General features: G+C 54.1%; 12 protein-coding genes and 2 pseudogenes. 10 read left to right on the forward strand and 4 right to left on the reverse strand.

The genetic code is table 11. From position 1 onward, the window contains the following. Positions 1–172: 172 nt before the first annotated feature. Positions 173–1,048, forward strand: a complete 876-nt coding sequence (locus NTX71_03495; protein MCX6338968.1) for a sugar phosphate isomerase/epimerase — start codon at positions 173–175, stop codon at positions 1,046–1,048. Positions 1,049–1,334: 286 nt separating this feature from the next. Further along, complete coding sequence (locus tag NTX71_03500) at positions 1,335–2,105, forward strand: AAA family ATPase (GenBank protein MCX6338969.1); 771 nt, start codon at positions 1,335–1,337, stop codon at positions 2,103–2,105. Here NTX71_03500 and NTX71_03505 read toward each other — a convergent pair. Then, complete coding sequence (locus tag NTX71_03505) at positions 2,087–2,758, reverse strand: hypothetical protein (protein ID MCX6338970.1); 672 nt, start codon at positions 2,756–2,758, stop codon at positions 2,087–2,089. The two genes, NTX71_03500 and NTX71_03505, sit on opposite strands and share 19 nt — an antisense overlap. Before the next feature lie 419 nt (positions 2,759–3,177). Between NTX71_03505 and NTX71_03510 the strand changes: the two genes are divergently transcribed. Next, entirely contained in the window at positions 3,178–5,166 is a 1,989-nt protein-coding gene (locus NTX71_03510; protein MCX6338971.1) for a lamin tail domain-containing protein, read from the forward strand. A gap of 190 nt (positions 5,167–5,356) precedes the next feature. On the opposite strand, the pseudogene NTX71_03515 reads toward NTX71_03510, so the two are convergent. The 3 genes and pseudogenes from NTX71_03515 to NTX71_03525 form a co-directional block, all read right to left on the reverse strand. Next, a pseudogene (locus tag NTX71_03515) lies at positions 5,357–5,566 on the reverse strand (SAM-dependent methyltransferase). Between the two features lie 180 nt (positions 5,567–5,746). Beyond that, on the reverse strand, positions 5,747–6,631 hold the full coding sequence (locus NTX71_03520; protein MCX6338972.1) for a trypsin-like peptidase domain-containing protein: 885 nt from the start codon (positions 6,629–6,631) through the stop codon (positions 5,747–5,749). Positions 6,632–6,803: 172 nt separating this feature from the next. Beyond that, positions 6,804–9,491 (reverse strand): AMP-binding protein, encoded by a 2,688-nt coding sequence (locus NTX71_03525; GenBank protein MCX6338973.1) that lies wholly within the window; start codon positions 9,489–9,491, stop codon positions 6,804–6,806. A 621-nt stretch (positions 9,492–10,112) separates the two neighbouring features. On the opposite strand from NTX71_03525, the gene NTX71_03530 reads away from it, so the two are divergent. The 7 genes and pseudogenes from NTX71_03530 to NTX71_03560 form a co-directional block, all read left to right on the forward strand. Then, positions 10,113–10,427: a hypothetical protein gene (locus tag NTX71_03530; GenBank protein MCX6338974.1), complete on the forward strand. Its 315-nt coding sequence runs from the start codon at positions 10,113–10,115 to the stop codon at positions 10,425–10,427. Between the two features lie 45 nt (positions 10,428–10,472). Beyond that, positions 10,473–10,913: a hypothetical protein gene (locus NTX71_03535; protein MCX6338975.1), complete on the forward strand. Its 441-nt coding sequence runs from the start codon at positions 10,473–10,475 to the stop codon at positions 10,911–10,913. Positions 10,914–10,936: 23 nt separating this feature from the next. Continuing rightward, positions 10,937–11,182: a hypothetical protein gene (locus tag NTX71_03540; protein MCX6338976.1), complete on the forward strand. Its 246-nt coding sequence runs from the start codon at positions 10,937–10,939 to the stop codon at positions 11,180–11,182. A 1,160-nt stretch (positions 11,183–12,342) separates the two neighbouring features. Then, positions 12,343–12,619: pseudogene (locus tag NTX71_03545) on the forward strand (BrnT family toxin). Continuing rightward, the gene (locus NTX71_03550) at positions 12,603–12,833 is read left to right on the forward strand and encodes a hypothetical protein (GenBank protein ID MCX6338977.1); all 231 of its coding nucleotides are present in this window, start codon (positions 12,603–12,605) and stop codon (positions 12,831–12,833) included. The pseudogene NTX71_03545 and the gene NTX71_03550 overlap by 17 nt, the downstream one beginning before the upstream one ends. A gap of 577 nt (positions 12,834–13,410) precedes the next feature. Then, positions 13,411–13,551, forward strand: coding sequence for a hypothetical protein (locus tag NTX71_03555; protein MCX6338978.1), 141 nt, complete (start codon positions 13,411–13,413; stop codon positions 13,549–13,551). Between the two features lie 43 nt (positions 13,552–13,594). Beyond that, on the forward strand, positions 13,595–13,986 hold a 392-nt coding region (locus NTX71_03560; protein MCX6338979.1), incomplete at its 3' end, for a transposase.

Consider the following 13,986-nt stretch of genomic DNA (forward strand, 5'->3'; position numbering starts at 1 on the left):
ACCGGTTGGTTGATGGTTGAGCGTTAAGGGTTGAGAAATAGTGCGTGAAACACTGGGTCACTCAACCCGGAACCCTTAACACTTAACTATTCTCGCACAGTTTACAACAATTGCCTTGCCAGATAAAGAGTGAATGCACTATCATGTGGCATTTTCTCCGGGGACAGGGTATATGATCCTGCTTTCTATTGGTTCGCTGCGGTTCTATGGGCTCGACCGGGTGTTCGGGATCGCGCGCGACCTGGGCTTCGATGGGGTCGAGGTCATCGTGGACGATCGTTGGGACACCTCAGATCCCGTGTACCTGAAACGCCTCGCGAGTCGCTACCAGCTCCCCATCGCGAGCATCCATTCTCCGTTCAGTTTCGTCGAGACGCCGGCGTGGGGCAGCGACCCGGTGGAGCGCATGCGGAGATCGCTCGCGCTCGCCGAGGAATGTGCGAGCGAGATCGTCGTCATCCATCTGCCCTTTTTCGCTGAGCGGCGATACGCGCGCTGGGTAGACGAAGAGCTCCCGCGCTGGCAGGAGGAGACCAGCGTCAAGCTCGCCGTGGAGAACATGCCCCACGCCTACAAGATCCTCGGCCGCCTCGGCGTGCTCCTCAATACGGGAATATTCTACGAGGTGAACCGCCGCGCATGGCTCAACAGGCTCCTCCTCCCCCTGAGCACGTGCTGCCATGTCGGCAACGACTGGAACTACCTCCTCCGCTTCAGGTACCTTGTCCTTGACACCACGCACCTCGCCACAGGCGGGCTGGACCCGATCGCGGCCTACGAGAGGGTGAAATCCAAGCTCGCGCTCATCCACGTGTCCAACTTTACCGGCGCGGAGCACCAGCCGCTCGGCACCGGCCAGATGGATATGGAGCGGTTTCTCCGCCATGTCGCGAGGAGCGGCTACCGCGGCCACGTCACGCTTGAATTGATGCCGGACAATTTCCCCGACAGAACGGAATCAACGGCGCGCGAAATCCTCGCCGCGGATCTGGCGCTCTGCCGCTCATGCCTGGAGAGATTGACGTGTGACACAGATTCACACAGATAGACACAGATGAACACAGATTTTTCAGTGTCCTCAGTGTTTTCAGTGGCAAAAAGACAATCATTCAGTTTGAAAGACTTTCTCAAAAAGAAAAGTTTTGCACACTTGTAGTACGGAGGACACGCAGTAGTGTTTGTAGGGGCGCGATCCTTCGACTCCGCTCAGGACAAGTTTTATCGCGCCCGATTATAAGGGAAAAGATGATACAGTAAGCGGGTTCGATAAATCCCTGCCCGGCCGGCAGGCGGGGAACCCCTACAGGACCGGTGAAAGGCAGGGGCAACCAATTATGAGAAAAATCGTGGCGATAGGGAGGGGTGGGGTAGGCAAGACATGTTTCATCGCCGGCATGGCGCGCGTCCTCATGGATCAGGCGCCGCTGCTCTTGATAGATGCCGATCCCGATCAGAGCCTCGCCGAGATGGTCGGCCTGGATATGGAGCGGGAGGGGATAAAGACAATTTCAGACCTCCTCTTCGATATCAGGTCTGGGAGCATTGAGGAGAAGCTGAATGCCTCCAGCCTGGCCGAGAAGGTGGACTATCTCCTGAGTCAGCGAGGCTTGTACGAGGGAGCGCGCTTTGATTTCTTCTCACTCGGCACCAAGTGGACGGAGGGATGCTACTGCCAGCCGAATAACATACTGAAGGGATTGATCGCGAGGATCGAGAAGAATTACCGCTACATCCTGATGGATTCTCCTGCGGGGCTCGAGCATTTGAATCGGAGAATCACGTCTGCGGTTGATGACATATTCGCGCTCATCGGTCCCTCGAAGAAGGCGTTCGACAGCGCGCACAGGGCGAAGAGGGTGATCGAGGAGATCAACATCAGCTACCGGAACTTTTACCTGGTCGCGGGATATGATTTCCCCGCGGACCGCCTGAAGGCGCTCGAGGGTGAGCGCTCCTCCAGGTATGCGGGCAGATTGGAGCGCGACGCAGATGTCGCCAGGTTGTGCCTGGAGGGGCAATCGCTCCTCACACTGGGGGATGACTCGCCCTTCCTGAATTCCATACGCGAGATCATCTGCGCGGCTGGCTACCGCACGGGTGGCTGAATTCCCGCCGGCCTCCCGGATGCCTCGGTGATTTTGACATCCGGGGGCACCTTGAATTTATCAGGCTCTATGGGGACATCGACCTTGAGCTCAACCGCCTCCTGCGTCATGTTGCCGAGCGCCGGGTTCTTTATTTTGAGCGCGAGATTATTCCAGAGCCATGATTTCACGCCCATCAGATCGTAGACCGCGCACTCTTTCCCCAGGACAATTCCCTTCCCGGCGGGTTTCACCGCCTCCCTGCCGGTAAGGCCTTTGGCCAGCTCCTTGCCGAGTTTCTCCATGTCCTTTTTCTGGTCCTCGCTCATTGTCCTCACCATCTCTTCCGCCATCTTGGAGTAGCTCGGAGTCTTTTCGCCGGTCTTTCTCATCAAGTCTATCCTGTAGTGGTAGTTCCCGTCGTCTATCTCAAGCGAGGAGTCCTTTCTTTTCGTCCCCATGACATTCATGGTAGTCTCTCGCTCCGTCCTGGTCTTTGTGCCGTGATCGTCAATGTAGAGCGTCTGCGTGCCCTGCTGGATCGAGCCGCTGATCCTGTATGTGATGATCGCGCTCTTGAACGGATAGGCCCTTGAGTTATCAATGGCCATAGCCGCAGCCACGATTGCCATTATGAGCACGGTTGCGGTTAAGAAGAGCGAATCTCTTTCCATCGGTGACCTCCTTGTGTCTGACTGTTATCGTAGTGCACAGTAGATTATGCCGCACAAAATAGGAAGGCAATATATCGCGCGCGCCATTGATGGCGGGGGTTATGCTAAATCATAGTGACTGGACGGTCAAGAGGCAAACGTCCTGGACTACCCCCAATTCTTGAGAAAATGTTAATTTTCGCCACGGAGCCACAGAGAGCATGGAGAACCCACGGAGAATTAACTGCTGCAATAATTTGCTTTCCAGAGTGTTATGTAATCTCCGTGTCCTCTGTGATAAAACATCAAAGCTGCTTTTCTGAAAAATAGGGATAGTCCAGAGGACCCTAAATAGCGGATAAGCAAAGTGGCATAACGCAAAAAAGGTCTCCTTTCCTAGTGTTTACAAGGTATAATCAACATTCTACGCTCTTGGACCGATGCCGACGCCCACGCCGACCCCGACACCCGTCATAGTATATTCGGCATCGGAGGATTTCAGTTCCACGCAGGGATACCGGCAATGGTACTACCAGAAGTACCAGGGAGAGGAATACAGCGATCTGGTGTGGAATGAGGCGGACGGGCGCTGGCAAACGGCTATATCGGGGTGGGCTCCGCCGGCGATATGGGGTAGTGGGAGTCATCCATCTTCTACAGCGGAGGCCGCACGGAAGTGGGTGGCGCCCGTCTGGGGAAAGTTAACGATCGCGGTGAATGCGAGGAAGGCAGATGTGGGAGGAGATGGGGTTGTGGTGAGGATCATCAAGAACGGCGCCACGCTCTGGCAGAATACGATCGCCGGCGATGATACTACCGGTTTCCATTTCCTCTTGAGCGATGTGCCGGTCAATAAATATGACGCGATATATTTCCGGGTTGCGAACAACGGAAACGATCTATATGACTCGACCTATTTCGATCCGACGATAACCTACACTTCGGTTGATTCTGATAACGACGGGCTGAGCGACACCGAGGAAATATACACATATCACACGGATTATCTCAATGCCGACACGGATGGCGACGGTCTGAAGGATGGCGAGGAAGTGAGGGTTTATAATACGGATCCTCTGGATGGCGATACTGACAATGACGGCTATGGTGACGGGTATGAGGCGAATCTCGGGAGGGATCCGCTCGATCCGGATTCTCACCCCGGTGAAACCAGCCTGTTGGTGATCAATGAGATTCTCTATGATTATCCCGGTGCGGATGATGGGCATGAATTTGTGGAGTTGTATAACAATCAGGACGCCGCGGTTGATCTGTCGGGATACAAGATTCAGGCCTCGGTTGCTGGGCAGTTCCATACCAGCGCGGTGATCCCCGCCGGCAGAACAATTTCTCCCCATTCCTACTTTCTCATCGGCGAGTCAGAGGTACGGGACGTCAATGGGAATCTCTCCGATCTCGTCGTGACTCTCGAATTGCAGAACGGCGATGACAACGACCCGGATGACCACACAGACACCGGGCTGAGCGACACGGACGGCGTGAGGCTGGTCAGGCCTGATAGATATGTGTTGGATACAGTACTCTATGACAACCCCAATACCTCTCTTTATGGGGATGACAGCATCCCCGGTCAGACGTATGAGCTCAATCCGGATGTGAATCCCGGTCAGAGCTTGAGCAGAAAATCAGCCGGTCTTGATACCAATAGAGCTACAGACTTCGAGGTGCTCAATACGCCCAGTCCGACGGGTTCGATATCGCCTGATACGGATAATGACGGATTGACCAATGTAGAGGAGAGTTATTATGGCACAAGCCCGACTGATCCCGACAGCGATGATGACGGGTACGTTGACGGGAGCGAGGTTGGAACCGGGACCGATCCTCTCAATGCCAGTGACTTCCCCAAGATAGTGATCAATGAAGTTTACTATGATCCTGCCGGTGCGGACGATGTGCTGAAGCAGGAGTTCATAGAGTTATTCAATCCTGGGGATAACGCTGTTGATATAAGCGCGCTCAGGATCGAGCATGGGGGAACCTCATTTGGGTATGGGCATGCGGACCTCCCGCAGGGGGCGGTGATCCCTGCCCGCTCATACTTTTTGATCGGTGAAGCCAATGTCCAAAGTGTATTTGGAGTGGCGCCGGATCTGGTTGTATCCCTACAGATGCAGAACGGAGACCAGAACGATCCTGCAGTTCCGTACTTTGGAAAAACCAGCCCGACAGACGGCGTGAGGCTGGTTGGCTATGGTGGAAAATTATTGGATACGGTGCTTTATGACGAACCTAACACAAACAATCTCCCCGGTGACGCCAACAATCCAGCCGGCACAGATGAGATTTGCAGTGATGTCCAGCCGGGCCACAGTCTAAGCCGCGTGGTTCCAGGGGCGGATACCAATAATAAGGTGGATTGGGTGGAACTCGGCGCGCCTGGTCCCCAGAATTCCACAGCGCCATAACTCAGTGTAACCTATCCGAATGGGGGAGAGACATTGACAAGGGTGTCAGCAGTGATGGTCAGGTGGGAGACGAGGGGGCCTGTTGGAGCAACTGTCAATGGGGCTCCTCAGAAGGGGAGTGTCTATACCTTGCGGCACAGGTGACCCTAATGTTTCATCATAATCAAGCTGCGGTCATGCAATTCAGAGCTTCAGAAATGTCAATCGAGGTGATACGGGCGCCAGGGTTTTTACTGGCAATGATGACGGTGTGAGCACCAATCCCGCATCCCGCTTCCAGAACATGGCTCCCCTCAGGGAATGCAGTGTCAGAGTGCAGTAGATTAACAAGTGTCGATGCCTGATCTTGCAGACGAATACTTTCCCTCTGGTCATAACCATGCACATATGCTTTGCTCATTCTAATCCCCTATTTAAGCGAGCGATAGTCCTGGAGTTACTATGTTAATTATACGATATACGCCAGACTGCTTGATCCACAACTTCACTTAGTGCAGATCAGGGAGTTTCAATCCCCCCTTATAAAGAACCGATTATACCTCGTAGGTGTAACTGGTGTGGCTTTTTCTGCAATCTCCTGTCAGTACACCGAAATCTGCACTGAGATCCCATTGTCTTTGAGGAAGGCGAGGATGGTCTCCGCGTGAATCCCTTTGCCGACGTTGAGAAACTGGTTTTCCTCAATCTCTGCATTTCCTCTTTTGATCTTCGGGCTGAAGCCAAGGGGGAGATGTCTCGTTGTGCTCTGGATGCCCCATACTGTACCGTGAGAATCGAATATGGCACCCCCGCTCTGCCCCCTAAGACCGGGCGAGGAGGTCTCAATGAACTTGATGTCGTGCTTCCCATCTTTGGTCTTCCCGGCAAGGAGGTTGCGCGTGAAGATTCCTTCTATCGGGAAGTAGGGGGGCGGCAGACAGGCAGGATCAACAACGAATGAGTTCTTCTTGGCGTCAAAGGTTGTCTTGATCTCGTGAAAGGGAAACCCGAGTCTGCACAAGCTCGTGCCTTGGTCGAAGTTCCGCGTGGGATCCTTGAACATGGGGTAGTTAGAAACCCAGGCGGGATCGAACGGCTCAATTCGACCAACGATGAGATCCGCTTCCGGAAGGGGGCGAACGTCATTCAGAAACGTGCTGTTCCAACACCCCCACCAGAATGAACTGTTCGTGATCCACTTTGGGTTCGGGCTGAGCGCCGTCTTCTTCGCGTCCTTCTCCTTTGGGGTCAGACTGTCGTCCGCATCGATCTCAGCATTACGTTTCTTGAAGCCTTCGATTTCCCGGGCATGTGCCTGGGCCGCATGGTGGGATTGCAGGAGATGGGCGACGGTAACGATCCAGCCTTCGTGATTGACTACAACAAAGGCGCCACATCCGCTTGAGACCGAGCCGTCATAGAATCGTGTAGAGATGATGAGAGGTCGCGTGAACCGTCGAGCAAGACCGCAGGCATTAGCAAACATGATTTCATTCTCCTTATGCCTTGGCCATTATACTTTCGTCGAAAACCTGTGACAAGCGCGGTTTATAGCCGCGATTTATAGCCTCTGATTATGAAGGTTCTGACTTAAGGAATCCCGGGAGTGTTGTGCGCAAAAAGGGAGCCCGATGGCTAACTATCAGGGCCCAAAACTGCTAGCGAGGGCTTTTCAGCTCAGCGGGATAGTGCTTTAGTGCAATCACGGCGCTCCTCAAGGCTTGAGCGGCAGCATCGCATTCGTCAGCGCTGGGTGCTGGCGCGGCGCGGTCACGCAGCTCATTGAATGAGAGAGGATCGCCGAAACGAACGCGAACCGATACGGGCCTCGGGAACCATGTGCCCGGTCCCCATGCGCGGTGCGCGCCGCTGATGTACGCGGGGACGATCACTGCACCCGATTCCCTGGCGAGAATTGCGACGCCTTTCTTGAATTCCTGCACATCCCCGCTGATGCTCCGGGCGCCTTCGGGAAATACGCAGAGCACTTTTCCATTATCGAGGACATAATGAGAAGCCTGCAACGTTTCTATGATATTGCGCGCCGCATCCACCGGAATAATTCTCAACGCCCTCAGCATGTGTTTGAGTATCGGCACCTCAAAGTAGTTGTGAAGCCCGAGAAAGAAAATGCGGAACTTATGAGACAGCGGCAGCGCGCAGAAGACGATAAAACCATCGAGGTAGCTCGTGTGGTTGGGACAGATGATGAAGCCGCCTTTGGGGAAATGCTCCCGACCCGTGACCCGGAGCCTAAAATAAAGTTTTAGAGCCAACCAGAATACCAGCGCCCCCGAGAATGTCAGCAGGCTTGAAAACACACCGCCCCTGATGTGTATTTTATCCCTCAACTCAAGGGGATGTCCCGCCTTCAAGATCTCCCTCCATGATCTCTCCTCCCAGGCTTCGTCGGATATCCCTTTTGGGGCCGTGCGCTCAACAGAGGAGATCAGCTCTCCCACCGTAAGCGCGCGCAGGAATCCCTCTTCTTCCAGGGTGATCGCGCCTTCCTTCTCGATAGCGCCCATGAGCGAGACGCGGCCGAGCGAATCAATGCCCAGGTCAAGCTCGAGCTGGTCGGAGAGGGAGATATGTTCCCTGCCTGTTTCCCGCTGCAATATCTTTCGAACCATTTCGCCCATTATGGAGAGCGGTTCTTCAGGGCGCGCCACGCGGGCACCCGCGATTTTTCTCTTCAGCTCTTCCCTGTAGATGCCGATAACTTCCTGGCGCTTCACCTTGCCCAGGCGCGTCTTGGGGAGCCCGTCAACGAGCACGAAATCCTTGAGCCGCTTGTATGGGGGGAGGTGTTCCCCGGCGTATTCGAGATCCCATTTCACATGGTCGCGTATATTTGCCTCACCGATTTTTCTAAAATAATCGAGGTCGGGGACTACCGCACCCACCAGTATTTCTCCACGCTCATCAATGAATACGCATAGCTCCTTTATTGAGCGCACGGTTCCGTAGTGCGCCTCCACCTCTTCAGCGGATACTTTTTTGCCCGAGGAGAGAACAATGAGCTCCTTGATCCTCCCTTCAATGAAGAGAAAACCTTGACTGTCGAACCGGCCAAGATCGCCGCTGTGAAACCATCCGTCTTCGAGAGCCTCGCGTGTTGCCGCCTCATCCTGAAAATATCCCTGCATCACATTGTCGCCTTTGATCAGGACCTCTCCGATGCCCTTCTCATCCGGGTTGAGGATGCGTATCGAAACGCCGGGGATCGCTTGCCCCACCGAGCCGAGGCATTCCTTCCCGGGGTGGTTCATTGTTGCGACCGGAGCAGTTTCCGTCAAGCCGTAGCCCTCGAGCACAGGGAACCCCCAGGTGAAGAAATCGCGCGCGATCCGCGCATCCAAGTGCGCCCCCCCGCAGACGAAGTAACGGAACCCCTTTCCGGTCACTGCCCTCAATTTCCGGAGGAGAGGCCCCTCAGGATTGACGCCGGCAATACGTTTGATGCGCCATCCGCATCCCAACGTGAGGCGGAGGAGGCATCTGACCGGCCTGGGCATTTGTCTCAAACGGTCGGTAATGGCTTTATGAAGAAGCTGGAGAACCTGCGGTGTAACTGCAAATATGGTCACTGACTGCTCGTTGAGACAATGCAAGATCGTTTCCACCTTGAGGGTGGCGACATAGGTGATCCTGGCTCTGGAGAAGAGAGGAGCGATAAGGGTAATCATAAAGGGGAATACATGGTGGAGCGGCAGGATGGAGAGGAAGTTGTCGCCCGGCTGGATGTAGTTGAGCTGCGCGAGGCTGTCAAAGTTTGATAGAAAATTCTTATGCGTGAGCATTACCCCTTTGGGGGGACCCGTGGTGCCTGAGGTGAAGATGATCGACGCAATGTCGTGCGGCGTCGCAGATGGCAGGTCAATCTCCTCATCATCAGAGGAAAGGATCGACGAGAGCGTGACCGCCTTTTCATCCACGGCGTGTTGCGCGCCGACGAGAATGAGCGCCTCAAGGAATTGGAGGCTGCCGATATGCTCGAGCGATATTTTCTCAGACGCGCAGAGCACCCGGCTCATGGTGCGGCTCAGCAGCTCTCTCATTTCATCCGATCCTGCCTGTGCGTCTATGGGCACCGCAATTGCCCCGGAGAGGAGGATCCCGAAATAGCAGATCGACCACTCAGGGAGATTCTCCATGGCAAGGGCGACCCGGTCCCCCTTCCTGATCCCCTGGCGGCAGAGCCAGCGTGCCACTTTTTGCGCGGAGTGGTAGAGCTGTCCGTACATCCAGTTGCTCACGGAGTCGCCGTCGCGCATGAGCATCGCGACAGCCTCGGGAGACTCTAGTGCGATGCGCGAGAATTTTGAGGTGAGGGTCTCGGCCATGGACCCATTATAGCACAGGTGCGAACCAGCGATCCGCGGCTGGGTGCTACGGCTTTCTCTTCAACACCCTCCCCGCTCGTCCGCCGGTCGGAACTCCCCTTACCATCGCCGGCACGCCGTTGATCATGACATACTCAATCCTCTGGGAGTATTGGAACCAATCCTGTGGAGTGGAGATGTCCCTGATCTTGTGAGGATCGAAGATAGTGATGTCGGCATAATAGCCCGGAACGAGACGGCTCTTTTTCGATTGCGGTGATCACGTCCACATACCAATCATAATGACAGATGACGTGCTCGCTGAATGCGAGGTGCGATCCTTGAAATCAGCGCGAAGTTTTTGTAAAATACATAGATAAATCCTTTGAGGGCTGTGCACTCATAATGCGGGCCAGTTCAACTGCTGCATTTTGTAATAATCGATTAAGCAATTGCCTCAAAGCGAATCATGCAATTGGGTGCAGATAAACGATCATGCGGGGGAGTTCCAATTCAGTTGTGACATAATAGCCTCATTCACAGAAGGTTAGATTAACAAATGTTTTACTGTGAGCATTGCCTCGCCGTGGCATGCATTTTGCTTGTTTATTGGCTGGACATAATGCAGAAAGGCGGTGTGATATGAAAAGATTGTTGTTGTCGGCATTCGTGTGCGCGGTTATCTGTGCTGCAGGCGCGGTGGTGGCGGAGCATCACGGGGGCGGGCCTTATCATAGCCGGCATGGATACCGGGGAGGCTACTATCATGGTTATCACCCGTATTACTATAGGTATCCTCGCTATAGGCCATATTACTATGCGCCTTATTATTATCCGAACTATTATCCGCAGCCGTATTACTATCCCTACACATATTCCTATCCTGCTCCTTACTATAGCCAGGAGAGTTACCCGGTGTACGATACGGATACCTATGCTGTCCCGTCAGGCGATTGATGATTGCTTGCGTGTGACTGGGCAGCGCTCGCAGGATGTGCTACGGTGCCAACTGAGGTGATTGTGAAACGTCCCGTCATCATGGCATTCCTCGTTCTGATGTCCTGCGCCTTCGCCGGAGAAAAAGAATCCACCTACGCTGGTCAAAAATCCCATGATAAATCACGCGAGCCGTACTGGTATTCTTCCGAAACCGCCCCATGGTACGATTCATACGGACGTCTCCAGCATGGTTACGAGGACGCACCGATGAAGAACTATCCCGCGGGGAAGGAACCGTATTACTACCAGAGCGAAAGTGCGCCTTGGTACGACTCCTATGGTAGGCTCAGGCAGGGCCCACAGGCTACGGATACAAAAACTTATTCACCGGGGAAAGAATCGTACTACCACTACAGCGATTCCACCCCCTGGTACGATTCCTACGGAAGGCTGCGCTATGGCCCCAAGGGCATTCCGGCCGACGAGTATCACAAAAGCCAGTGAAATCCAGAAGGAGGGTTTAATCAATGAGTAAGAAAAAGAACAATCATATGCCGCCCAAAAAACCCAAGCCGGATCCGCCCACAGATGAGAAGTGCTCCGTCCCTCCCGACATGGATGGTAAGAGCAAGCCGGTGGACCCCAAGCCACCCGAAGAGAATGAGGAGGGCGATGTGGGGACCTCCAGCCCCCCTGACAGCGAGTTCTTTCCTGAAATAGACCATGGGGAGGACGAGTTAACCAAATTTCTCATATCGATAGGTTGGCTATAGCTTAATAGCGCGGGGCATTGCCAACCAATTCGCTTATTTTCACTCTTGAAAAACATCAGGTAGAGTAGGGAACAGGATTGATCTGATTTAGGTTCAGCTTGTCTGTATCCGCCGTTTCTCCCGCCTTGGCGGGATGCCCGTATAGCTTTCCCGTTTCAGTTTTCCTGCTCCCCCTCATCATCCCGCTTAGCGGGACAGTTTTCTCCCGCCATGGCGGGACGTTCCGAGCACCTTCGTCCTGAGGCATTCGCTATCGCCTTCCAGGGAGGCTCTTGCTTGGCCTTCAGGTATAGCTTCGGCTGTAAGCTTCTGATACTTTCAGGAGTTTTTAGCCTTATCGGCAATCTTCACTCTTGGCTTACGTGGAAAGCATGGTGCAAGTCGTGCCCCTTCCCGCAGCCGCACCTGCCGGCATTCGGAGCAAGTTTTGCTGTCTTGCTCCTCTGGCGGTACTAGGAGCACTTCCGACTCCCTTTTAGACCTGGGGGAATTTCGGCTCAGCCTTATATCCACCGGTTGATCCCAGCTCGATCATCTAACGGGGTCTCCCGCACTTCACCATTCGCCCCTTCCTGCGTGTCGCTCCTGCTACTCCGGGGGATCTATCGGCTCCGGCCTGTTCATGTGGAACCGCAAGCGGCGGCCTTCTCCCTTTGACCACGGGATCGGCATCCCCTACCAAAATTTCGGAGCTACCTATGGATTTACTTTCGTTACAACCTGTCTCGTCACCGGGATTGCCAGGGTGTCAGAGAACCGGCGCTTTGGGTTACCCCTCACTCCTCTCTCAAGCTACCGGGGTGCACAGGCAATTTCCCGGACGGGACTTCAACCCGTTGGCCGAATGACTATTGCGGCATACGGTTCGGACCACGATATCTTCTTGAGTGAGCGTGAATTAGGTAGATTTCAGGCCTTAAAATAGGCTTTAGACACGATTTTTGGGCCTGGAAATCGCCTGTAAGAAATGAAGAATCAGAGTCTATACCATGACTATTGACTGGAGAACCTGAGGAGCACCGGCGCGGATGCGCAACACGTCGTGCGTTCGCCCCCTGCCTCGTCCCGCAGTTAGCGGGATCGCCGCTCAATTCCGTTGTTAGTCGCGGAAAAACGGGATTGAGATGGGAGGCGGAATACGGTAGAATCAGAACATGGAAATCGAATTTGATTGGGATGCTAACAAAGAGAAGCGAAACATCCATAAACACGGTGTCTCATTTCACGAGGCGGCAACGGTATTTGGGGATTCGTTGTCGTGGACATTCCCCCGATCCGGATCACTCGCCAGGCGAGCACCGGTTCCTGACTGTTGGTATGTCATCGCAGGGCAAGATATTGATTGTGTCGTACATTGATCGTGGCAAGAAGACCAGACTGATCAGCGCACGCAAAACAACAAGACGTGAGAGACAATATTATGAAGAAGGTAAATAAATCCCTTCAGAGAGACGAATTGCGCCCGGAATACGATCTTTCAGGGCTGAAGGGGGGCATCCGTGGGAAATACGCCAAGCGCTATCGCGCAGGGACGAATCTCGTACGACTTGAACGCGATGTCGCACGGGTTTTCACGGACGATGTTTCAGTCAACAAGGCCCTTTGTTCCCTGATCAGAGTGGCTGAGGCACAGGTTCCTTACACTCATTAGTCGAGGGTGATGGACTAGCCATTCGAGCGGACGACCCCTCCATTCGTCTAGGGGCTGCCGCCTTGCCGGCGCGGATGCGCGAACGAGGCCAGCGCAAACGCTGGAGCCTTGCCGCTGATCCGGGCTGTTCAGCGCGACCGCAGGGGGTTGCGCTGAACGGGGCTCGCGGCGAAAAGATGAGGGACAACGGGAAAAGGAGGTGCGCAATGGGAGACAAAGGCAGGAAGGATAAGGACAAGGGTCGGAAACAGAAGATAAACAAACAGGAACAAAAGGCAAAAAGGGAGCTGGAGAAGCAACAGAGAAAAACCCCTTGACAGAAAGCATGGCGCGGTGTGCGCCTCACCCATACTGTCAACATCGTCGGGTGGCGCGGGGTCAAATCTTTATCCTTGACAATCGGGCTTTTCCGGCGCGGATGCGCGAACGCTTTCGCTCCGTACCGCGTCCCGCTCTTGCCTACCGGCAGGCAGACAGCGGGATTGCCGCTCAATTCCGGCGTTAGTTGGTATAAATACATATGTCACAACTATCCATCCATGCAGTCACGGGCGCCTTCGGATACTCTGGAAAATACATGGCTCAGCGACTTTTAGGCAAAGGACATAAAGTTATAACGCTCACCAACTCTCGATGCCGCAAAAACCCTTTTGGCCCAAAAATACAGGCATACCCCTTTAATTTCAATGATCCAGATGCACTTAGAGCTTATCCGTAAATAAATAGTTGCACTGATTGGGGCATAATGATAACCTTCCTGCATGAACATTACATATTCGTGGGAAGTGTCGGACGCGCTCTGGGAAAAAGCTGAGCCATTGATTCCGCGGCGGAAGCGAGAGAAGGGGCGGAAATATAAAAGGCGTCCGGGAGGAGGACGCAAGCCGCTGGATTCGCGGAAGATATTTGCGGGGATCGTGTATGTATTGCGCACGGGATGCCAGTGGAAGGCGTTACCCAAAGAGCGGTTTGGTAGCGCAAGCTCAGTGCACAAATACTTCTTGGAATGGAAGAAGCAGGGGGTTTTCGTTCGGCTGTGGCGCAAAGGACTGGCGGAATACGATGAAATGGAGGGCATAGCCTGGGCTTGGCAAAGCATAGACGGAGGCATGGTCAAAGCGCCTCTGGCGAAAGAAGCCGTCGGGCCAAACCC

This window comes from Candidatus Auribacterota bacterium, from assembly GCA_026392035.1.
In the GTDB taxonomy this organism is placed as follows: domain Bacteria; phylum Auribacterota; class Tritonobacteria; order UBA1439; family UBA1439; genus JAPLCX01.